18 protein-coding genes and 1 rRNA gene are annotated in these 21,117 nt (G+C 60.9%); 10 read left to right on the forward strand and 9 right to left on the reverse strand.

Going from position 1 to position 21,117, the window contains the following annotated elements:
• Nucleotides 1–77: ribosomal RNA gene (gene rrf / locus J3364_RS22640) — 5S ribosomal RNA — on the forward strand; the annotation flags it as partial.
• A 243-nt stretch (nucleotides 78–320) separates the two neighbouring features.
• On the opposite strand, the gene J3364_RS21395 is transcribed toward rrf, so the two are convergent.
• The 9 genes from J3364_RS21395 to J3364_RS21435 form a co-directional block, all read right to left on the reverse strand.
• Nucleotides 321–1,064: a response regulator gene (locus J3364_RS21395; RefSeq protein WP_349560183.1), complete on the reverse strand. Its 744-nt coding sequence runs from the start codon at nucleotides 1,062–1,064 to the stop codon at nucleotides 321–323.
• A 211-nt stretch (nucleotides 1,065–1,275) separates the two neighbouring features.
• On the reverse strand, nucleotides 1,276–1,986 hold the full coding sequence (locus J3364_RS21400; protein WP_349560184.1) for a sensor histidine kinase: 711 nt from the start codon (nucleotides 1,984–1,986) through the stop codon (nucleotides 1,276–1,278).
• On the reverse strand, nucleotides 1,983–3,626 hold the full coding sequence (locus J3364_RS21405) for a response regulator (protein WP_349560185.1): 1,644 nt from the start codon (nucleotides 3,624–3,626) through the stop codon (nucleotides 1,983–1,985). Before J3364_RS21405 ends, J3364_RS21400 begins: the two co-directional genes overlap by 4 nt.
• A 2-nt stretch (nucleotides 3,627–3,628) precedes the next feature.
• Nucleotides 3,629–7,153 (reverse strand): hybrid sensor histidine kinase/response regulator, encoded by a 3,525-nt coding sequence (locus J3364_RS21410; protein WP_349560186.1) that lies wholly within the window; start codon nucleotides 7,151–7,153, stop codon nucleotides 3,629–3,631.
• Between the two features lie 66 nt (nucleotides 7,154–7,219).
• Nucleotides 7,220–7,723: a hypothetical protein gene (locus tag J3364_RS21415; protein ID WP_349560187.1), complete on the reverse strand. Its 504-nt coding sequence runs from the start codon at nucleotides 7,721–7,723 to the stop codon at nucleotides 7,220–7,222.
• A gap of 87 nt (nucleotides 7,724–7,810) precedes the next feature.
• Nucleotides 7,811–9,577 carry a sodium:solute symporter family protein gene (locus tag J3364_RS21420; protein ID WP_349560188.1) on the reverse strand — a complete coding sequence of 589 codons (1,767 nt, stop codon included), beginning with the start codon at nucleotides 9,575–9,577 and terminating at the stop codon, nucleotides 7,811–7,813.
• A 5-nt stretch (nucleotides 9,578–9,582) separates the two neighbouring features.
• Nucleotides 9,583–9,846, reverse strand: coding sequence for a DUF4212 domain-containing protein (locus J3364_RS21425; RefSeq protein ID WP_123635494.1), 264 nt, complete (start codon nucleotides 9,844–9,846; stop codon nucleotides 9,583–9,585).
• A gap of 364 nt (nucleotides 9,847–10,210) precedes the next feature.
• Nucleotides 10,211–10,927 carry a 3'-5' exonuclease gene (locus J3364_RS21430; protein WP_349560189.1) on the reverse strand — a complete coding sequence of 239 codons (717 nt, stop codon included), beginning with the start codon at nucleotides 10,925–10,927 and terminating at the stop codon, nucleotides 10,211–10,213.
• Nucleotides 10,924–12,834, reverse strand: a complete 1,911-nt coding sequence (locus tag J3364_RS21435) for a putative nucleotidyltransferase substrate binding domain-containing protein (protein WP_349560190.1) — start codon at nucleotides 12,832–12,834, stop codon at nucleotides 10,924–10,926. The genes J3364_RS21430 and J3364_RS21435 overlap by 4 nt, the downstream gene beginning before the upstream one ends.
• 378 nt (nucleotides 12,835–13,212) lie before the next feature.
• Here J3364_RS21435 and smrA point away from each other — a divergent pair, with 378 nt between their 5' ends.
• The 9 genes from smrA (at nucleotide 13,213) to J3364_RS21480 (ending at nucleotide 21,117) form a co-directional block, all read left to right on the forward strand.
• Nucleotides 13,213–13,794 carry a DNA endonuclease SmrA gene (gene smrA / locus J3364_RS21440; RefSeq protein WP_349560191.1) on the forward strand — a complete coding sequence of 194 codons (582 nt, stop codon included), beginning with the start codon at nucleotides 13,213–13,215 and terminating at the stop codon, nucleotides 13,792–13,794.
• A 100-nt stretch (nucleotides 13,795–13,894) separates the two neighbouring features.
• Nucleotides 13,895–14,131 carry a hypothetical protein gene (locus J3364_RS21445; protein WP_349560192.1) on the forward strand — a complete coding sequence of 79 codons (237 nt, stop codon included), beginning with the start codon at nucleotides 13,895–13,897 and terminating at the stop codon, nucleotides 14,129–14,131.
• Nucleotides 14,132–14,396: 265 nt separating this feature from the next.
• Nucleotides 14,397–14,867, forward strand: coding sequence for a (2Fe-2S)-binding protein (locus J3364_RS21450; protein WP_349560193.1), 471 nt, complete (start codon nucleotides 14,397–14,399; stop codon nucleotides 14,865–14,867).
• A complete protein-coding gene (locus tag J3364_RS21455) occupies nucleotides 14,864–17,074 on the forward strand; it encodes a xanthine dehydrogenase family protein molybdopterin-binding subunit (RefSeq protein ID WP_349560194.1) in 2,211 nt (736 codons plus the stop codon). The genes J3364_RS21450 and J3364_RS21455 overlap by 4 nt, the downstream gene beginning before the upstream one ends.
• Nucleotides 17,074–18,042 carry an XdhC family protein gene (locus J3364_RS21460; protein ID WP_349560196.1) on the forward strand — a complete coding sequence of 323 codons (969 nt, stop codon included), beginning with the start codon at nucleotides 17,074–17,076 and terminating at the stop codon, nucleotides 18,040–18,042. Before J3364_RS21455 ends, J3364_RS21460 begins: the two co-directional genes overlap by 1 nt.
• A gap of 50 nt (nucleotides 18,043–18,092) precedes the next feature.
• Nucleotides 18,093–18,719, forward strand: coding sequence for a methylthioribulose 1-phosphate dehydratase (locus tag J3364_RS21465; RefSeq protein WP_349560197.1), 627 nt, complete (start codon nucleotides 18,093–18,095; stop codon nucleotides 18,717–18,719).
• On the forward strand, nucleotides 18,716–19,276 hold the full coding sequence (locus tag J3364_RS21470; protein WP_349560198.1) for a 1,2-dihydroxy-3-keto-5-methylthiopentene dioxygenase: 561 nt from the start codon (nucleotides 18,716–18,718) through the stop codon (nucleotides 19,274–19,276). Before J3364_RS21465 ends, J3364_RS21470 begins: the two co-directional genes overlap by 4 nt.
• Entirely contained in the window at nucleotides 19,273–19,965 is a 693-nt protein-coding gene (gene mtnC / locus J3364_RS21475) for an acireductone synthase (protein WP_349560199.1), read from the forward strand. Before J3364_RS21470 ends, mtnC begins: the two co-directional genes overlap by 4 nt.
• A gap of 99 nt (nucleotides 19,966–20,064) precedes the next feature.
• Nucleotides 20,065–21,117, forward strand: coding sequence for a DUF3080 domain-containing protein (locus J3364_RS21480; RefSeq protein ID WP_349560200.1), 1,053 nt, complete (start codon nucleotides 20,065–20,067; stop codon nucleotides 21,115–21,117).

Here is a 21,117-nt window from a genome sequence, read left to right on the forward strand (position 1 = left end):
CCGAACTCAGCAGTGAAACGAACCAGCGCCGATGGTAGTGTGGCATCTGCCCATGCGAGAGTAGGTCATCGTCAGGCTCCTAAATCCGAAACCCCAGCACGGTAACGTGTTGGGGTTTTTTATTGGCCGCCGGAAAATCAAGAGCGACCTACGGAGTGTGCAAGCCGGTGCCCGCCGGACAGCCGGAGCAACCGCCCCAACCAACCCGAAAATCACCCGCTCTGCAGCCAAGCGAATCAAGCCATACCCCAAATAGAAAGGCCCCGACGATCTCAATCACCGAGGCCTTTTAGGAATCAGGAACACTCAAACAACGCCAATCATTGCCCCTGCCCATCAATTCCCACAATCTGGGCAATAATGTCCTGAATCACCGTAAACTGCTCGTTCACGCTATTCAGCACCTGTTTGACCTGCGCCAATTCCAGGCTGAAATACACGGCTACCGCCACCAGTCCCACCAGCGTCACCGACCAAAGCAGCCTTAGCCGGCGATAACGTCGATCAACGCTTTCTTCGATCTGTGCCTGGAGCGTGGCGACGGTTGTTCTTAACTGATGCAGTTCATCATGGGTGTCTTCATAGGCGATTTCGAGCGTTGACAGCCGGCCTGTCAGGCGGCGGCTGACAGAGGCCTCGTCGGTCCCGTTAAGAGGCTCTTTCGGCAGGGGTAGGAGAGGGATGTCGTCATCGCGGCCGGCCAGGATGGAATCCACCATCTCGAGAAGCTGGTCGCGATCCACCTGTTTGCTGATCACGCCGGCCGCACCCAGGGCTTTTGCATCCTCAAGGTATTTGTCGGCGTTCTGTGAAGTGTACATGAAGACCGGAATATCCCGGGTATCCGGATCGTCTTTCAGAATCTTCAATGCATCAAAGCCATTCATGCCCGGTAGAAGGTGGTCCAGGAAAATCAGGTCATAGGATTCAGCCCGAAGCATCTTGAAGCCTTCTTCCGCAGAGGCGGCGCCCCGGGCGGTAAAGTCTGCCTTTTCAAGCATGCGGGCAAGGATGATCCGTGCTGTCGACGAATCATCAACAATCAGCGCGTGGCCGCGAGGCATAGTGTTCTCCTTGTGTACTTATGACTCCGACCACGTGTGGGATGCCTTTTATAGGGTACCCACAGGCGCTTATTCCCCGCCCGGCCGTCTGGGCCATGGCTGGGACAGCGCCTAATTCCCTGGAGTTTCGAAAAAGTTATCCCCTCAACCCGCCTGACGCAAGGAATTCGCGCAGGTTATGGCAAGAGGGGATGGGATCATTGTCAGGACATCAGGGCAGGTGGATCTCAAAGACGCCACCGCCCAAAGGGCCGCCATTATACAGGTGAACGAAGCCCGATCGCCCGCCTTCACGGTGGAGGTGGGCAACGGCGTTGGCAAAGTAGAGCCCCAGGCGTGTGCTGCCACTGGTAAAGTCAATCGGTGCCGCGGTATCCGGCATTGCAGACAGCATGCTGGAAGGGTAGCCGTTGCCATCATCCGCCACCTGCAACACCAGGTAACCATCCTCTTCCCGATTGCTGACGCGGATCTGCTTGTGAGTGTAGCGAATGGCGTTATTGAGCGTGTCGTTGAGCACACCCGTTAGCAGGTCGGCGTCGAAAAAGCCGCTGACCGCCTCCGCAGCGATTTCATAATCGATGCCGCGGCCGTCCAGCAATGGGACATGGCGGGCCAGCTGGGACTCAAGGTAGTCCGGCACATAGTGCTCTTCGATGTGGGCCGAGAGATTGGACTGATCCAGACGGTAGAGGCCGAGCAACTGGACCAGGTCCGAGTGGACCCGTTCAGCCTCGTAGCGCAGGGTGTTGAAGCGGGGCGACTGGGTCACGGTCGGTGACAGCTCCTCCCGCAACTCGTCCAGGGAATGTAACAACATGCCCAGGGAATTCTTCATGTCGTGAACGGCAGACGCCATGACCATGGAAAAATCCGGCGTTGGCGACGGGTCCCGGTCGGGACGGGTAGTGTCATCGGTCATGACAGAGCCTCGACTTTGCGTTTGAGCGACTGGAATCGGCGATATTGTTGATGGCCTTCCGGCAGGCTGTCCAATTGCGCCAGACACTGGCGACATTGCTGGATCAAGGCGTGGCGGTCCGCATCCTGATCGATCTGCCGGAGCCGGACCTGTACCAGGTTGAGATTGAGAGCCGGATGAGCAGGAACCAGGGTCAGAGCCTCAGCGAAGGTCTTGGCGGCCGTCTCCAGATCCTGTTTCTCGAAGGCCTGAATGCCCTCGCGGGTGAGACGTCTCGCTTGCAGTCGTTTGCGGAAACCGACGGGTTCGTCGAGCAGCGCTTCGATGGCCGACTGAATCTCGGCATCGCCTTCGCAGCGTTGCGACAGAGCCATCAGTCGCTTCTTCGCCTCATCCCGTCGATCCCTGGCAAACAGGGTGCGAGCCAGTTCCAGTTCGGCACCAGGGCTCAGGTGGTCTCCGCTTTCGATCAACGGATTGATGATAGCGTCAGCCTCTTCAACGCGCTTCTGACCCTGCAGCACGCGCGCTTCGATCAGGCGTGAGAGGTCCGGCACATCGTCGGCTTCTGGAAACCGCTTGCGGACCAATGCCAGGGCACGCAGAGCTTCATCGGCGCGGGCACGTCCCTCATCGCTGGTGTCGTCTTCGCTGAGATCGCAGAGGGAGCGGCCCAGTCCCAGATAATGCTCGGGCTGGTCGTGAATGCTGTAGCGCCCCAGTTGCACCGTTTGCCGCCAGGCCTGGCAGGCGGTATCCATGTCCTGGTTGCGGCTGGCCAACGTTGCCAGTTGCTTCTGGCGCAGGATGGCGTTGGGGGACAGGGCTGTGGCCTGTTCCAGGGTCCGCTGCGCCGTACCCGACTTGCCGGCCAGGGACTGAGCCCGTGCCAGTTGGTCGTAGGCTTCGACCAGGTCCGGTTGCCGTTCGATCAGTGTTTGAAGGGCCTGTATGGCCTCGCCATACCGTTGTTCGGCGATGAGGATGCGGCCGAGCCCCAGGCGGGCCCAGGACAGATCCCGGGACTGCAGGACGTCCTCACAGATCTTGCGGGCGTGGCTGTAGTCACCGACCTGGTAATAGAGATCCGACAACGTCTTGAGGATCCAGGTGCGGTAACGGGGTTGCTGGGGCAGCATCTGGGTGCACAGGGAAATCGCCTTGGGCAGGTTGTCGAGATCGATCTCACGGTTGATGGGCAACAGCACAGCCCGCTGTTGCAGCAGAGCGTTGAGCCGCTGGCTCAGGGACGCCTGGTTGATCGGCTTGGTAAGATAGCCGTCCGGCTGATATTCCCGGGCGCCCATGACCATCTCCTTCGAGGTTTCAGCCGTTACCATGATGAACAGCGAGGTGCGCCGCAGCAGCTTGCGGTGCCGCAACTCCTCCAGCACGTGTTGACCGTTCTTGCCGGAACCCAGGTTGTAATCGCACAGGACAATATCGAACTGATCGTAAGTGCAGCTCTGGATGGCGGCGCTGCCGGTGGCGCAGGCTTCGATATGTCCGATGCCCATGCCGCGCAGCATCTGGCGCATGGACAGGCGGAAATTGTCGAAGTCGTCCACCACCAGAACGCGGAGCTTCGAGAAGTCGATCGGTTGGTTGCCGGACTGGGATTGGGGCCTTGGGCTGCTCATGGTCAGGCTCCCTGGGCTGCTTTCTTGAGCTGCTTGTTCACCATGGCGCGCAGAGCCGCTGGCTTCACAGGCTTGTACAAGATCTGGTAACCCAGCTCCAGGGTCCGGCTGCGGACATCTTCAGCCATGTAGCCGGTGATCAGGATGCCGGGAATAGCTTCGCCCAGCTCAGCACGCAGGGCATCCATGGCGTCCAGGCCGTTCTTGTCGTCATCCAGCTGGTAGTCGGCCAGGATAATGTCCGGCGGCTCACCGGCAAGTTTTTCGCGGGCCTCGTCCAGGCTGCGGGCCGGCGTCACCCGGCAGCCCCAGTTGTTCAGCAGGGCGATCATGCCGTCGAGGATATTCTCGTCGTTGTCGATACACAGGACGGACAGATCCTTGAGGTTGGAAAGCCCGCGAGACGATGGCTTGGCGCTCTGTGGTGCCATGCTGGCCTCGACCGGCTCCACGCGTGGCACGGTAATGCTGAACATACTGCCCCGGCCCTGTGTGGACCGAACATTGACCGGATGATCCAGCATGGTGCTGATCCGGTCGACGATGGCCAGGCCCAGGCCCAGGCCTTTCTGGTCGCTGGCCTGCTGCAATCGGCGAAATTCTTCGAAGATCTGCTTCAGCTTGTCACTCGGAATTCCGGGGCCCGTGTCCCACACCTCGATCTTCACGTAACCCTTAAGACGCCGACAGCCCAGCAGGATGCGACCACTTGGCGTATAGCGAATGGCGTTGGACAGGAAGTTCTGGATCACCCGGCGGAGCAACTGGGGATCGGAGTGGATCCAGGCGGAGCAGGGCACCAGATGAAGCTGCAGATTCTGCTCCTGGGCAATGGCAGAGAATTCCGTCGACAGGTGGCGCAGCAACTCGTTGACCGAGAAGCTGGACCGCTTCGGTTCCAGCGCACCGGCATCCAGCTTGGAGATATCCAGCAGCGTGCTGATAATTTCCTCGGCGGCCTCCAGCGAGCTGTCGATGTGATCCACCAGCTCCTTCAGTTCGGTGCCCGATGCCTTGCCGGCGAGCGCCGAGGTGAATAGCCGCGCTGCATTCAACGGTTGCAGCAAGTCGTGGCTGGCCGAGGCCAGGAAGCGGGTCTTACTGACGTTGGCCTGCTCGGCCACGGACTTGGCGGTCAGGAGCTGCTCGTTCAATACCTGAAGTTCCTGGGTCCGTTCCTTGACCCGTTGCTCCAGGTAAATGTTGGTTTCCTTCAGCGCCTGCTCGGTGCGGCGCATCGGGGTGATGTCCTGGAAGGTGGTGACGTAACCGCCACCGGGAATCGGGCTGCCCTCAATCTGCAGCACGGTGCCGTCCGGGCGATGCTGTTCGTCACCGAACGCCAGGCCCTCGCGCATGCAATGCAGTCGGTATTCCACCAGTTCGTCCACTTTGCGGGCCGGCAGGTTGGTCACCATGTTGTAGCGGATCAGGTCAGCAAATGGGCGGCCGGCGCGGACAAAACCCCGGGGATAGGTGAACATTTCAAGATAGCGTTGGTTCCAGACCACCAACTGCTGCTGATGATTGACCACCGCTACGCCCAGACTGATGTTCTCGATCGCCGATTGCAGCAACTCCCGGCTGAAAGTCATTGCCTGTGAAGCTTCGTCGACGATGCTGACCACATCCTCGATCTGCATGTCTCGACCAGTGAGGGTGGACTCCAGAACCACGCGGGCCGTGGAGGCCCCGATGACGGAAGCGAGCTGGCGCTCCACGTATTTCATCAGGTGCGTGCTGGCTGGCCGGTGGGGGGATAACCGCAGGGCGTTACGCCGCTCATAATTGCGGAAGAGGGTATAGGCCCGTTCCTCGCCCATGAACCGGTCGGCGACGGCCTGCAGGTCGGAAATCAGGATCTCGCCTTCCCAGACCTGCTGCTGCGGTGTGTCGGCCCGGGGTTCGGGATCATGGAAGAACGAGGCAATCTGGATTTTCTCCCGCACCCGCTGGCGCGTCACCAGCGACAGGACGACGTAGATCAGCGTGTTGCAGCCGAGACTCCAGATGATGCCGTGACTGACCTCATCCATCTGCAGCCCGAACAGGGCCGTCGGACGCGTCCACGCAATGCCCAGGATGCCGTTCTCGATCAGGGTATGGCCGAGCCAGCCGGTCGACGTCAGCGTGGGGATGAGCAGGGTGTAGCACCACATGAGGAAGCCGGCGGCCAGGCCCCAGACCGCACCCGTGTGGTTGCCGCGCCGCCAGATGATACCGCCCACCAGGGCTGGCCCGAATTGTGCTGCGGCGGCAAACGACAGCAGTCCGAAAGCGGTCAGGCTGTAGTCCTCGCCGGCCAGGCGGTAAAAGCCATAGGCGGTCAACAGAATGACGAAGATGGCCACCCGGCGAATACTGAGCAGCAGGTAGCTCAGGTCCCCGCGCCGGTTCATCCGCGGATGGAAGAACTTCAGCAGCGCCGGCATGATGATCTCGTTACTCACCATGGTGGAGATCGCCACCGAGCAGACGATCACCATCGCCGCGGCGGCGGACCCACCGCCCAGGAAAGCCAGGACCGCGAGCCACTGCTCGCCCGCCAGGATCGGCAGGCTGAGAATCATGACGTCCGGATTGGTCTGCTCGCTGGTAGGCATCAGCAGGCCGCCGGCCGCAATTGGCACTACGAAGGCGCTGGCGATAATCAGGTAGGCCGGCATCGCCCAGCGGGCGGTATTCAGGTCGCGATGATCGGTGTTTTCGACCACGGTGACATGAAACTGACGGGGCAGGCAGATGATGGCCAGCATGGCGACCAGCGTCTGGGTGATGAACGCCACCGGCTCGATGTTATCCGTGGTGAGCGTGCCCATCAGGTTGGCATCGCGGATACGCCCGAACAGGTCGCCGAAACCATCGTAAAGGCCATAGCCGACGAACAGGCCCACAGCCACGAAGGCAATCAGCTTGATGACGGATTCAAACGCGATGGCCTGGATCATGCCTCGGTGGTGCTCGGTCGATTCCAGATGGCGCGTGCCGAACAGCACGGTGAAGATGGCCAGCGCCAGGGTGATATACCAGGCCGAGTCGGTCCAGGCGGCTTCACTGATCGAGGGGCGGAACAGGCCGCCGGGTTCGGTCAGCACATTGAAGCCCATGGCGATGGCCTTCAACTGCAAGGCGATGTAAGGGATGCTGCCCACCAGCGCGATGATCGAGATCAGCGCTGCCAGGGACTGGGATTTACCGTAACGGGAGGCGACGAAATCGGCGATGGACGTACTGTTGTTGCGTTTACTGATGTAGATGATGCGCCGCAGCAACGGCGAGCAGAGCAGGAAAACCAGCAGAGGCCCCAGGTAGATGGGCAGGAACCCGAACCCTTCCTGGCTGGCACGCCCCACCGCGCCATAAAAGGTCCAGGACGTGAAATACACAGCCAGGGACAGAGCATAGATGTGGGTGCGGGCGAATTTCCGGTGATAGAGACCGGGATGGCGGTCGCCCGCCCAGGCCACCAGGAACAACAACGAAATATAGGTAACGGAAATCAGGGCGAGTAGCCAGACACTCAGCATAGACAGCCTTTGCCGCGGTACATCTTTTTAGGGCCTGTTCAATCGATGGGAGTCGACGCCTGCCGGTCAGGAGCACACCTGACCCAGCAAACGGTCGCCGTCGGATAACTGCCGCAACCCTTTGGTATTGGCCTTGCCATCATCACCGACCGGCACCAGCTCCTGTGAGTTGCAGTTCAGTAGATAGACCTGTTCTTTAACCGAGTCAGTATAGGTCCTCTCAAACCGGTAAAGATAGAAGCTCACGACCTCGGGGTTGGTCGGGTCGGGCTTCACACTGTGCGTGTCGAGCACGGTAAAGCGCACGACCTGCGGCACGATCAGGCTCCAGGGGCGCCAGATAACGCTCTGGGTTTCCTCATTGACCACTACGGCACCGTCAGGCAAACGGGATTGGGTGACGGTGTGCCACGTGTACTCATTGTAAGCCAGGTAAGTCAGCATGCCGATGCCGGCAAAAACCGGGATCAGCCAGCGGGGCGCTTTTTGGCGGGTTGCAGCGCGGACGCCCAGTGCCAGCCCGGCGGCTCCGAGTCCCGCGAATACGGTCGCAACAAAATTCCAGAACATGGGGCTTCCTTAAATAAAACGGGCTTCCCCGAAGAGAAGCCCGCCTGTTGTCGTTATGCAGCGTGCTGCATTGAACTACATTTCGGATTAATGGTCGACCGCGCCAGTCGCACCGCGCGGATAGCGCACGCTTTCGACCAGATCCTGGATTTCCTGGGGCGGCTCTTCGGTGGCCGAGGAGACGGCGAAGGCCACCACAAAGTTGAGTGCCGCACCGATGGCACCAATGGACAGCGGGGAGATACCCAGCACCCAGTTATCCGGCGTATCCGGCAGGTTGTTGGTGCCCGGAATGAACAGCCAGCCCTTGTATACGAAGATGTAAGCCAACGTGAAGGCCAGGCCCACCAGCATGCCGGAAATGGCGCCGGTGTTGTTCACCCGCTTTGAGAAGATCCCCATCATCAGCGCCGGGAACAGGGAGGCTGCAGCGATACCGAACGCCAGCGCCACCACTTGGGCCGCGAAGCCGGGTGGGTTGGCCCCCAGGTAAGTCGCCACAACGATGGCCACCGACATGGAAATCCGGGCCGCCATCAGTTCGCCTTTCTCGCTGATGTTCGGATTAATGGAGCCTTTGATCAGGTCGTGACTCACCGCCGACGAGATCGCCAGCAGCAGACCCGCCGCGGTCGACAGGGCGGCTGCCAGACCCCCGGCAGCGATCAGGCCGATGACCCAGCCCGGCAGATTGGCGATTTCCGGGTTGGCCAGAACCAGGATGTCCCGGTTGACCTCCAACTCGTTCCCCTTCCAGCCGCGGGCCTCAGCCTGGCTCTGGAAGGCCGGTGTATCGTTATAGAGCTGGATACGGCCGTCGCCATTCTTGTCGGTGTACTGGATCAGTCCGGTGGTTTCCCACTCCTTCACCCAGTTGGGACGGTCGTCGTACTGGATCGGGGCGGACTGGGTGCCTTCCGGATAAATGGTGTTCATCAGGTTCAGGCGTGCCATGGACGCCACAGCCGGTGCGGTCAGGTAGAGCAGGGCGATGAAGACCAGGGCCCAGCCGGCTGACCAGCGCGCGTCCGCCACCTTGGGTACGGTGAAAAACCGGATAATGACGTGGGGCAGACCGGCGGTACCGATCATCAGCGTCAGTGTGAACAGCACCATGTTCAGCTTGTTGTCCACATCCGCCGTGTACTCATTGAAGCCCAGCTCGGTAATGACCTGGTTCAGCTTGTCCAGGATCGGCATGCCGGAGGCGGTGTGATCCGAGAACAGGCCCAGGGCCGGGATCGGGTTACCGGTCAGTTGCAACGAGATGAACACCGCCGGGATGGTGTAGGCGACGATCAGCACGCAGTACTGGGCCACCTGGGTGTAGGTGATGCCTTTCATGCCGCCGAGTACGGCGTACACGAAGACCACGACCGCGGCGATGATCAGCCCCATGGTGGCGTCCACTTCCAGGAAGCGGGAGAAGGCCACACCGGCACCGGCCATCTGGCCAATAACGTAAGTCACCGAGGCCACGATCAGGCAGATAACCGCCACCAGGCGAGCGTTCTTGCTGTAGAACCGGTCGCCGATGAACTCGGGCACCGTGAACTTGCCGAACTTGCGCAGGTAGGGCGCCAGCAGCATGGCCAGGAGCACATAGCCGCCGGTCCAGCCCATCAGGAAGGTAGAGTTGGCGTAACCGCCGGCGGCAATCAGGCCGGCCATGGAGATGAAGGATGCGGCTGACATCCAGTCCGCACCGATCGCCATACCGTTGGTGACCGGATGAACGCCGCCACCGGCAACGTAGAAGTCCTTGGTGCTTCCGGCCTTGGCCCAGATAGCAATGGCAATGTAGAGGGCGAATGAGCCGCCCACAAACAGGATGTTAATGGCAAATTGACTCATCGTGCTTACTCCTCATGCAGGCCGAATTTACGGTCGAGCGCGTTCATTCTCCAGGCATAGAAGAAGATCAGAACGATGAAAGATAAGATGGACCCCTGTTGGGCAAACCAGAATCCCAGGTCGGTTCCGCCGACGTGAATGCCGGCCAGTAGCGGTCGGAAGAGTATTCCGCAGCCATAAGAGACGAACGCCCAGACCACCAGGCATCCGACAATCAGGCGTAGGTTCGCCTTCCAGTAATCCACAGCGTTTTGAGGGTCGTGCGACATAACAGCTCTCCAATGTTGTTTTTATTGAACATGGGCTCTTTATTGGTAGGCGTTTGGTCCGAGACCGGCTGGACTGCCGCGACGATTATCCGTTGCTGCCCCATCCATGGCCGGAAACCGGTGCTGGAAGCGGATCAGTCATGCGTCCAATCGGGCTCGCGACGTGCTGCACAGCGCTCGGGTCACTCGGAAATACTTATTTGCATTCTTTTTCCATCTTTACCCAAAGTCAGACTCTACCCGCAGCCGGAACATTGGATATTGGCAAATAGTCTAAGAATGCAACTGTTAGTCCTTAAACATCTTTGAAAGGCGATATATCGCCTGGCGGTAGATATGCGCCGCCAAGAAAATGTTAAAGATATCAGTGGTTTTTAAGCTGCTGAATGCGTCGCCCGACACGCAGGGCATCGTTGAGCGCTGCCAGGGAGAGGATTTTTTTCTTGCGGGCATAGCGCAGGGCGATCAGAGCCAACTCGGCGGTCGCCATGGCATCGGCGGCGGCATGATGGCGCTCGCTGACATTGAGGCCGAACCAGTCCACCCAGTCGTCCAGCCGTCCTTTTCCGATCCGGGCGTCGGGAAAGAGGGCGGGCAGGATCTCAGCAACGTCCAGCCAGGTATGGCCGGTGTTGTAACCGAGACGGGTTCGCAGGGCCTTCTCCAGAAACCGGCGGTCGAAGGCGGCGTGAAAGGCCAGCACGGGATCGCCGTTCATCCATTGCAGAAGGCGTAGAAGGGCATCTTCCGTCTCGTGGCCGCGCCGTAAGGACTCGGGGCCGATTCCATGGATCAGCACCGTCTCCCGAATATCCAGCTCCGGGCGCTGCAGGATCAGGTCAAACTGGTCGCGGAGCGGGATGGCCATGCCATCGATGGCGACGGCGCCGATGGCGATCACCTGGTCCCGGGCCGGGTTGAGACCGGTAGTTTCAAGGTCCAGGACGATCAACCGCTGGTCGGCCAGATCGGTGTTGTCGGGCCGCTTGGGCGGGGGCAGGTCATCGGGTGTCGTGCGCCGGGGCGTGGTGCCGAATCGCTGTGACAGCCAGTGGCGAATCTGGTCGATCGGAGTCGTCATAGTTGATAGGTGATTTCCAGTTTGTGCTGAAGCCTTTGGGCCTGTCGGAACGATTCTCTCAGGATCCGCCGATCCAATGGATTGAGGTCGTCCGGGTTCACGTAGTTGTGCAGCGGTTGGTCCTGCCTGGCCTGCTCCTGGTGGGCGCGCATACGAATAGCCTGAATCAGACCATAGGCTTCTTTCCAGGCGTTGGCGTCCTTGCGGTCGAAAACGCCTTTCCGGGCAAGCTGTTCCATGCGCTCGACGGTGTTGGATTCGGTAATGCCATTGGCCAGCGCAAACACCCGAGCTGACTCGACGAACGGCGCCAGGCCCTGGCGCTTGAGATCGAGCGTGTGTTTCTCCCCGTCCGGCGCATAGCGAAAGCCTCGAAACAGGGTCAGTGGTGGCCGGCGTTCTACCGCATTGGCCGCCAGCATTTTCTGGAACAGGGCGTTTTTCTGGATACGGCCCACGATCTGTTGCTGGAGCTGCTCCAGGGGGCCGGAGGGGCCATAGACCGCGCGCATGTCCAGGAAAATCGACGAGTACACCAGATTCTGCGGCGTCGAAGCCTCGATAAAGCGGATGAACCAGTCATCCCACTCGCGGCTGCTCAGACACAGCTTGGGATTGCTGGCCATGATGTTGCCCTTGCACAGGGTAAACCCGCATTCGGCCAACTCGTTATTGACCGTTTCGGCAAAGGGCAGCAACTTCGTTCGTACGTCGTCTTCGCTCATGCCCGCTGGCGGCTCGAACAGGATGCCGTTGTCCTGGTCGGTCAGCAGCGTTTGTTCCTGGCGTCCCTCACTGCCGAACGTCAGCCAGGTAAAGGGGATGCCAGGATCGTTTTTCGCCATGTTGAGTTCGAGCACGCGGCGCACGGTGACATCGTTCAACGTGGTGATGATCTTGACGATCTGTCCGGAATCGGCGCCGTGGGCCAGCATGGTGTCCACCAGGCGGGTCACTTCCGAGCGCAGGCTGACGAGTGTCCTCAGGTGACCTGAGGTGGCGATGGTGCGCGCCAGTCGGACCAGGTCCACACGTTGTAGCGAAAACAGATCCCGCTGGGACACGATACCGACTAGCCGGCCGTCACGATCGGTCAGGCACACATGGGCAATGTGATGCTCGGCCATCAGCATCGCGGCGGAGAAGGCGTCCTTGTCGGCAGGCAGGGAGAGTGGATTCGGCGTCATGACCTGGCTGATCGAGACGTCAAGCGAGGCGGTCTCTTCGGCGATCATTGTGCGCAGGTCGTGCAAGGTGAAAATGCCCACTGGCTGGCGGGCCTCATTGGTGACGATGACGCTCCCCACGTTGTTCTCGTGCATGCGAGCGACCGCTTTGCGAACGGGCGAATCCGGCGAACAGACGATTGGATTGCGTAGGGCATAGCGGTCCAGGGGCGTGTCCAGCGACTGGGCGGGACTGATGGTGGCTATCGCGTTGGACTGGATGCGCTGGTTGACCTGGTCAAGCAGGCTGCTGACGCCACGCAGACAGAAATCGCGGAACGGATCGCTTTCGGCAAACAGGGTCACGAAGCTGGCGTGATCCAGACTCAGGCAAAAGGTATCGCCGGCCGCCCGGTGCAGGGTTCGGGTTGGGCGTTCGCCGATCAGGGCTGCGAGCGGGAAGCATTCGCCCTGGCTGATTTCGAAGGTCGTCTGGACGCTGCCGTCTTTGCCTTCCCGTTCGCCGCGTATCAGTCCCTGTTTGACCACATTGAAGGTGGTCACCGGGCCATCGTCCGGCGAAATCACCACGTCGTTGTCGGCATAGAATCGCAGCGTGCAGTGTTCGGCAAAATGGGCCAGATGGTCCTCATCCATGTTCGCGAAGGGATTATGCTCACGCAGGAAGGCCATAATGGCCCGGGTGTTCTGTGGATGTGGATCCCGGTTTTCGGCAGGCATGGACGGTCCTCAGGGTTCTTGCGCTTTGTTATCTGACGAGTTTAGTTGAAGCTTTGAGCGGCCGGTGAGCGGATGTGTAAGACTAATGTACAACTGTAGAGGTCAAAGGATTTGGTTAAGGTGTTTGCAGTTATCTCGTAACTGATCTCCGTCGGGATAACTGTCTGTGGTGTCTGAAAGCTTAAGGGAAGACTTCTTCCCGAATTTATGCTCCCCCCGGTCCCCTCCGGGGGTTTTTTCGTTCTGGCACCCGTATTTCCCGCTTCGTATCCTTTTGGGCTTGCTTCCGTGTTGGCGCGGCTGGTGGTAGAGTTTTTCTGTCCCTTCCTGTATTTAGGCATCGCGGACAAGCACCACAGCAACAAACCGGGTAGAACCATGACCACAAAAGAGGAGCGGCTCAGCTTCCTGGAAGAGATGAGCGATGTGCGCCGGATCAAACGGCCCAATCGCGCCGACGTCCAGGCGTCCCGCGTGGTGACGCCGGGGCATCTTGAGCGGCAGCATTCGGCTGTGAGCGACACGCCCAAAGACGCCAATCCGCTCACCGGGGATAACGTCGAACCCCTTAAGAGTCACGATGTGTTGGCCTATCAGCGGCCGGGCATCCAGCATGGCGTCTATCGCAAACTGCGCCTGGGGCAATATCCGATTGAAGCCCGCCTGGATCTGCACCGCATGACCGTGGATGAGGCGCGTCGGGAAGTCTTCAGTTTTATCAACGAGTGCCTGACCCATGGCATTCGTTCCGCATTGATCCTGCACGGCAAGGGCGAAAGCAATCCGGACGGCATCGCCCAGCTCAAGAGCTACCTGGCCAAATGGCTGCCGGAACTTGAACCGGTCATGGCGTTCCATTCCGCGCAAAAGCATCACGGGGGTACCGGCGCGGTTTACGTCATGCTGCGTAAAGGGGACCGCGACAAGCAGCACAATCGGGAGCGTTACGGTTCCAAATAAATGGTCATCTTTCGACACGCCAACATGAGCGACACTTAATGCTGTGCGATCCGAATCTGTGTTGAAATAGGGGCACTTGAAAGCAATCAGGGAGTTATTCATGCGTAAGCTGATCATGGTCGCCCTCGTCGGTCTGGTACTCGCCGGCTGCAGTAAGGACCGGGCCATCTGGAACGACAACGGTAAGGTGGACGAAGCCACCCAGAACCGTGAAGTCTGGGACGATAACGGCAAGATGGACTCCAAGGATCGCAAGTTCTGGGATTCCAACGGCAAGATGGATTCCGGAGAGCGTAAGATCTGGAACGACAGCAACGGCGATCCTGTTATCGAATAAGACGCAGTGATCGATGGATACCTGAAAAAGCGCCGGCCCTGTCCGGCGCTTTTTGCATGAGGGCTTCCCCTCACAATCACCTCACGCCGACGATCAGCCCCCCCCCTTTCATTCCCGCGTATGTTTCTGTCCTTCCGATGGCCGTACACCGGCTGGGAATTGAGTGATTACTCTAATTCCGGCTAGACTGGCCTGAAACTGTCGGGTCTGACCACACGACAACATGACAACACAACAATAACGGCATCACGATGAGAGCAAACGCATGACGATCAAACTGACGGTCAATGGCCAGTTACGGCAGCTGGACATTGAAGCGGACACCCCGTTGCTGTGGGTGTTGCGCGATGAGCTGGGATTGACAGGGACCAAGTTCGGCTGTGGCAAGGGGTTGTGTGGCGCTTGTACGGTGCACCTGGATGGTAGCCCGGCTCGCTCCTGTTCGACACCGGTCTCCCTGGCGGAGGGGCGAGAAGTCACCACCATTGAAGGCCTGGCGCCCGAAGGCGAGCTGCATCCGCTGCAGCAGGCCTGGGTCGAACACAATGTGCCCCAGTGCGGTTACTGCCAGTCCGGTCAGATCATGTCTGCGGCGCACCTGCTGAGCTACAACGCCGCGCCATCCAATGACGAAATCGTCGCCGCCATGAGTGGCAACTTGTGCCGCTGCGGTACCTATGCCCGCATTCAAGCCGCCATCAAGAGTGTTTCGGAGCACGGGGAGGCGGACGCATGAGCCTCAGCCGACGCGAATTCCTGAAAGCAACGGCCGCCAGCGGTGGCGGCCTGATGCTGTCATTCAGCCTGGGTGGCTGTGCGGCCTCGGACAACGGGTTCCGCCAATCTGACGGCGAAGGTCGCTGGACGCCGAATGCCTGGCTGGAAATCACTGACCAGGACGGAATTACCCTGACGATCGCCCGTGTGGAAATGGGACAGGGCACCGTCACCGGCATGACCACGCTGGTTGCCGAAGAGCTCGACGTTCCGCCAGACACCCTTCAAACACGCTTTGCCCCGGTAGGCGACGCCTATCGCAATCCCTTGTACAAACTGCAACTGACCGGTGGCAGCACGAGTCTGGCGACGAACTGGCAGCCGCTGCGCGAGGCGGGTGCTGCCGCGCGGATCATGCTGGAGCGTGCGGCAGCCCGTAAGTGGAACGTCGATGCCCGTCGTTGCGCGGGCCGCGACGGCCGGGTTTGGCATCCTGACGGGCAAACGTCGCTGACCTATGGTCAGTTGGCGGCCCTGGCCGCCCATGAGGCGGTCCCCGAACCGGTTCCGCTCCGTCCGCGATCCGATTGGCGTTACATCGGCAAAACGAACACCCGGCACGATGCCCAGATTAAATCCACCGGCCAGGCCGAATACGGCATCGACGTGGACCTGCCGGATATGGTGTACGCCGTCATGACGCGTCCACCGCGCCTGGGCTTACGAGTGGATGGCTTCAATGCGGACACGGTTCGGGCCATGCCGGGCGTGATCGACGTGGTCGAGACGGAACGGGGCGTGGCCGTCGTGGCCGACAAGTATTGGCGGGCGCGCAAGGCGCAGGACGCACTGGAGATCGTTTGGGACGAGACCGACGCGCTGGCTCTGGACGTCGACCGCGTATTCGAGACCTATGGCAGGGCTGCCGATGACGATCCCGGCGAGACCGAACGGGAAGACGGCGATGTCGAAGACGCCCGCAGCCAGGCAGGGCAGATCCTGGATGCCGAGTACCGGGTACCCTTCCTGGCCCACGCCACCATGGAACCGATGAATGCGACTGCCCGGGTCAACGAGAATGGCATCGAAGTCTGGGCGCCGACCCAGGCACCGGACCTGGGCCGCATTGCGGCCGCCCGGGTGACGGATTTCTCGCCGGACGAGGTCACCATTCACACGACCTGGATCGGCGGCGGCTTTGGTCGCCGGCTGACTCAGGACTACATTGAGGAAGTGGCATCCATCGCCTTCCAGGTGCGCCGCCCGGTGAAGCTGCTCTGGTCGCGGGAAGACGACATGCGCCACGATGTCTACCGGCCCGCCATGCTGCATCGCCTGTCAGCGACCTTGTCCGACGGGCAGCTGACCGGCTGGGATCATCAGATCGTGGGTCCCCAGGTCCTGAACTGGTATGCCCGGAACGCGGCAGCCGCCCAGTTTCCGTGGGCGCCTAAGTTCCTCTACGACAGCCTGGCCCGTGTGGGCGTCATGGCCGAAGGGATCGCCACCCCCAAGGACACCTCGGCCATCGAGGGTGCAGTCGAGTATCCCTATGCCACGCCAAACGTGCGCGTGCGCCACACCCATGTGGACGCGGGAATACCGATCAGTTACTGGCGCTCCGTCGGCCACTCTCACAATGGCTTTGTCGTGGAAACCTTCATGGACGAGGTTGCCCATTCACTGGGGCGCGACCCCTATGCATTCCGCCGGGATCTGCTGAAACAGAAACCGGCAGACCTGGCAGTACTGGACCGGGCCGCAAAGCTCGGCAATTGGAACACGTCGGTGCCCGAAGGCCGGGCGCGGGGCATCGCCATCCACCGCAGTTTCGGCACCCTGGTCGCCCAGGTGGTCGAAGCCGGCATTGAAGGCGGCGCCATCCGCATACATCGCGTCGCCTGTGTGGTCGACTGCGGCCAGGTGGTGAATCCCGACGTGGTCCGTATGCAGATGGAAAGCGGTATCCTGTTCGGACTGACGGCCGCGCTCTACGGCGAGATCGAGTTCGAACAGGGTGCTGTGAAGCAGGGTAATTTCGACGACTACCGATTGCTGAGCATGTACGACCTGCCGGAAATGACCATTGATATCATCGACAGCGAGGCGTCGCCCACCGGCGTGGGAGAACCCGGCGTGCCGCCGGTGATGCCCGCGCTGGGTAACGCGTTGTTTGCCCTGACCGGTAAGCGGCAACGCAGCATGCCATTCAACGTGGAGGTTTAGTGGCACATCCTCAATACGCCGTGCTTGAGAAGGCGGCTGACTGGCTGGCGGAAGGCCGGCGTGTCTGGCTCTGTACGATCCTGGAAACCTGGGGGTCGTCCCCGCGACCGGCCGGCTCCATGCTGGCGGTCAGCGACGATGGCCGCTGGGCGGGATCGGTGTCCGGCGGGTGCCTGGAAGAAGACCTGCTGCAGCGTACCGCCCGGGGCGATCAGCCCGCAACACCGGTGGTGGTCGACTACGGCATCAGCGCTGACGACCAGGAGCGGTTCCGGTTGCCGTGTGGTGGCCGCATCCAGCTGTTGGTGGAATCGCTCTCCGGCGATCACTGCGATGGCCTCCGGCAACTGCTGCAGGCCCTGGCAGAGAACCGGCCGGTCAGCCGGACGGTCGCTCTGGACTCGGGGCAAGTGACGGTCGAGGTCGATGCATCCGCGGCTACCGGCATCCAGCAGGACGAGGGCCGTATCCGTCAGGTCCTCGGGCCGGAATGCCGTTTGCTACTGGTCGGGGCCGGCGAAGTGGCCGCCCACGTGGCCGCCATCGGCCGTCGCTGCGGCTTTGCGGTAACGCTGTGCGAACCGCGGGAGACCTTCTTGCGGGGCTGGCAGGGGGGCGAGATACCCGCGGTCACGGCCCTGCCGGACGATCTGGTCATGGCCTCGTTCAATGACCGATTCAGCGCGGTGCTGGCGTTGGCGCACGATCCGCGGATCGACGATATGGCTCTGCTGGCCGCGTTACAGTCTGACTGCTTCTATGTGGGAGCCATGGGATCGAAACAGACCTCGATGGCTCGTCGTGAACGCCTGCTGTCACTGGGCGTCACCGAGACCCAGCTGGAGCGTCTGCATGCGCCCATCGGCGTGGCCATCCGCAGCAAGACACCGGCGGAAATCGCTGTTTCGATCATTGCGGATCTGGTGGATGTACGGCATGGCTTGCTGGCCGGTGGTGGCGCTCTATAATACCCGGCAATGATCGACGGATTCCCGAATGGCGACGGCCTGGAGACCCCATGTTTGATGTAACGCGCTATGCCGAGGCTGCCCAGTGGCTGATCGAAGCAGGCCGCTTCCTTTACGCCAACGGCTGGTCGCCGGCCACCAGCTCCAACTACTCGGCGCGAATTGATGAGCAGCACATTGCGATCACCGTGTCGGGGCGTCACAAGGGCCAGTTGGGCGCCGGCGACATCATGGTGGTGGACCTCGCCGGAAAGCCGGTGCAGAGTAACGCCCGCTCTTCTGCGGAAACCCTGCTGCACACCGTGCTCTATGAGCAGTTCCCGGATGTGGGCGTCGTCCTCCACACCCATTCGGTGAATGCGACGGTGCTCAGTCGCGCGCTGGCCGATCAGGGAAAGCTGGAACTGCAGGATTACGAGCTGCAGAAAGCATTCCCGGGCGTGGGCACCCACGAGTCCACGCTGACCGTGCCGATTTTTGAAAATACCCAGGACATTGATGCGCTTTCCCGCGCAACCCGCCACTGGTTTGCTGAACATCCGGACCAGCCGGGCTACCTGATCCGGGGCCACGGCCTTTATACCTGGGGAAAGACCATGGCAGACTGTTTACGCCATGTGGAAGCATTTGAGTTCCTGTTCGCCTGTGAACTGGAAATGATGAAGGTGACACGATGACCACGCTGCGTATCTACCAAGAGCAACAGCCGGATCAACCGGAGGTTGTGACTGACGACCCGACTGACATCCAGCGTCTGCTGAACGAGCAGGGCGTTCGCTTCGAACAGTGGCCGACCCGCGAACTGCCCGCTGACGCGTCCCAGGACGCGATTCTGGAGGCGTACGCCGATGAAGTCGCACGCCTGAAAGACGAGTGCGGCTTTCAGGCCGCCGATGTGGTCAGCCTGAGCGCCGACAACCCCAACAAGGACGCGGCGCGCAAGAAGTTCCTCGACGAACACACCCACAGCGAGGACGAAGTCCGCTTTTTCGTGCGCGGGCAGGGGCTGTTCTACCTGCACTTTGGCGAGAAGGTATACGCCGTGTTGTGTCAGCAGAACGACCTGATCAGCGTACCGGACGGCACCCGCCACTGGTTCGATATGGGACCGGCGCCGGAATTCACCTGTATTCGCCTGTTTTCCAACCCGGATGGCTGGGTGGCCAGTTTTACCGGTGAAGACATTGCCAGCCGGCTCCCGCGTTACGAGGGCATGCTGGGAGCCGCTGGATGATTCGCGTCATCCTGACCGATATCGAGGGGACGACCAGCTCGATCACGTTCGTTCATGACGTCCTGTTCCCTTACGCCGCCGAACACATGGCGGCGTTCGTGCGGCAGCAGGCCGACGAGCCGGCCGTGCGAGAGCAGCTGGATGCCGTGGCCCGGGAAACGGGCACCGATGCCAGCGATCTGGAGGCGTTGGCCCGGGTTCTCCAAGGCTGGATCGACGAGGATCGCAAGGCGACGCCGCTCAAGGCATTGCAGGGCATGATCTGGGAAAAGGGCTACCGGGACGGCGACTTCAAGGGCCACGTCTACGACGACGCGGCCGAGAAACTGCGCGAGTGGCACGATCGCGGATTGCGCCTGTTTGTGTACTCGTCCGGCTCCGTCCAGGCCCAGAAGCTGATCTACGGTTTCAGCCGCTGCGGCGACCTGACGCCGTTTTTCAGCGGTTACTTTGACACCCGGATCGGGGCCAAGCGCGAAGCCGCCGCGTATCAGGCGATCCTGCACGAGCTGGGCGTCGAACCCGAGACCGTCCTGTTTCTGTCGGACGTCACCGCCGAGTTGGATGCTGCCTCCGAAGCCGGTATGGAGACCGTCCTGTTGGTGCGTGACGGAGCCGCGCCGGAAACCGACTATCGGGTCGCCCGCGATTTTAACGACGTCGACGCGCTGATGAGCGAGATCGACTGATCCAACGGCGGGCCGATCGAGCCCGCCCTCTGCACTTTTTTGCCTTCCCATGCGTACACTTGGCACAGATACCTGTATTTCCGGGCCGATGCTTTGCGCTTGAAAACCCCGTTCCTGATTCCTGTTCTGGCCAGTTTGCTGGCGGGCTGCAACCCGTTCTCGGCGCCGGACGCCATGATGGACGAGTACGTGGACCGGGTGGCCCGCGTGCTGGACGAAGACCCGCAGCTGTCCGACGTGCCGCTGGCGGACCTGTTTCCCCGGCGTCGGGAGCGGCGGCTGGAGATGCCCAAGCTTGAGCTGGACATGCTGGATTTCCTGTCCCTGTACGGTTGTGATCTCCAGGTGGTTGTCGGGGAACGCAATTCCGGCCTGGGTCGGGTGATGCAACCGGTCAATGTGTTGCGTTACGAGTTGCGTTTTATCAACGCCGCGAGGGATTGCCTGCCGGAGCTGGAAGACGATAAGGAGCTCTACGCCTCCGTGAAGCAGGCCCGCGAGGCCAAGTTGGAAAGCCTCCCGATTGCCATCTGGAACGCCACCTGGGCCACCGAGGAGATTGAGCAGCTCTTTACCCGGACGGAGGGGCCACTGCCCATGGACGCGAGCGGCGAGACGGTCTCGGATCTGTCCGCCGATCTCGGCCTGCTGAACGACCGGCTGGCGGCCATCGAGTCGGGCGATATGAGTGTTGATCTGGGCTTTCTGGGCGGTGTGCATCAACGTTGGCAGGCGGAAAACCGGATGGGGCAACTGATCAAGAGCACCCTGTTGCTCACCACGCGCCTGAACGACGCGGCGGACCTGGTCGAACGGCGTCTGGCGGATCATCCGCTGTGTTTGAACGGCAAGACCAACAACGACGCGGACATCGCCAGGAACATGTTCTTCAAGATCTACGCGGGGAAAGTCCAGCCCTACCTGGCCGCCGTGGAGCAGGCACGACAGGCGCTGGTGCCGGGCTTCGAGCGGCTGGGGCGCAGTCAGTTGGCGGTGATGCCCGAGGGCTTCAAAGTCTATTTCAACCGCTATATCAGCCAGCAGGGGGCGGACAGTCTCTGGCAGCAGTTTGATGAGGCCATCGCCCGCCACACGAAGCAGTGGCAGATCCTGCTCAAGCAGTGCGGCATGTCGCCCGGGGCGGCGTCCTGA

The organism is Marinobacter sp. NFXS9, assembly GCF_040148665.1.
In the GTDB taxonomy this organism is placed as follows: Bacteria; Pseudomonadota; Gammaproteobacteria; order Pseudomonadales; family Oleiphilaceae; genus Marinobacter_A; species Marinobacter_A mangrovi.

What these genes read in the sequence shown, in the direction of transcription:
- J3364_RS21425 (WP_123635494.1), bottom strand. Translation starts at nt 9,846, where the DNA reads ATGTCGCACGACCCTCAAAACGCTGTGGATTACTGGAAGGCGAACCTA.
- J3364_RS21455 (WP_349560194.1), top strand. Translation starts at nt 14,864, where the DNA reads ATGAGCCTCAGCCGACGCGAATTCCTGAAAGCAACGGCCGCCAGCGGT.
- J3364_RS21430 (WP_349560189.1), bottom strand. Translation starts at nt 10,927, where the DNA reads ATGACGACTCCGATCGACCAGATTCGCCACTGGCTGTCACAGCGATTC.
- J3364_RS21420 (WP_349560188.1), bottom strand. Translation starts at nt 9,577, where the DNA reads ATGAGTCAATTTGCCATTAACATCCTGTTTGTGGGCGGCTCATTCGCC.
- J3364_RS21405 (WP_349560185.1), bottom strand. Translation starts at nt 3,626, where the DNA reads ATGAGCAGCCCAAGGCCCCAATCCCAGTCCGGCAACCAACCGATCGAC.
- J3364_RS21410 (WP_349560186.1), bottom strand. Translation starts at nt 7,153, where the DNA reads ATGCTGAGTGTCTGGCTACTCGCCCTGATTTCCGTTACCTATATTTCG.
- J3364_RS21400 (WP_349560184.1), bottom strand. Translation starts at nt 1,986, where the DNA reads ATGACCGATGACACTACCCGTCCCGACCGGGACCCGTCGCCAACGCCG.
- J3364_RS21445 (WP_349560192.1), top strand. Translation starts at nt 13,895, where the DNA reads ATGCGTAAGCTGATCATGGTCGCCCTCGTCGGTCTGGTACTCGCCGGC.
- J3364_RS21435 (WP_349560190.1), bottom strand. Translation starts at nt 12,834, where the DNA reads ATGCCTGCCGAAAACCGGGATCCACATCCACAGAACACCCGGGCCATT.
- mtnC (WP_349560199.1), top strand. Translation starts at nt 19,273, where the DNA reads ATGATTCGCGTCATCCTGACCGATATCGAGGGGACGACCAGCTCGATC.
- J3364_RS21415 (WP_349560187.1), bottom strand. Translation starts at nt 7,723, where the DNA reads ATGTTCTGGAATTTTGTTGCGACCGTATTCGCGGGACTCGGAGCCGCC.
- J3364_RS21465 (WP_349560197.1), top strand. Translation starts at nt 18,093, where the DNA reads ATGTTTGATGTAACGCGCTATGCCGAGGCTGCCCAGTGGCTGATCGAA.
- J3364_RS21450 (WP_349560193.1), top strand. Translation starts at nt 14,397, where the DNA reads ATGACGATCAAACTGACGGTCAATGGCCAGTTACGGCAGCTGGACATT.
- smrA (WP_349560191.1), top strand. Translation starts at nt 13,213, where the DNA reads ATGACCACAAAAGAGGAGCGGCTCAGCTTCCTGGAAGAGATGAGCGAT.
- J3364_RS21470 (WP_349560198.1), top strand. Translation starts at nt 18,716, where the DNA reads ATGACCACGCTGCGTATCTACCAAGAGCAACAGCCGGATCAACCGGAG.
- J3364_RS21395 (WP_349560183.1), bottom strand. Translation starts at nt 1,064, where the DNA reads ATGCCTCGCGGCCACGCGCTGATTGTTGATGATTCGTCGACAGCACGG.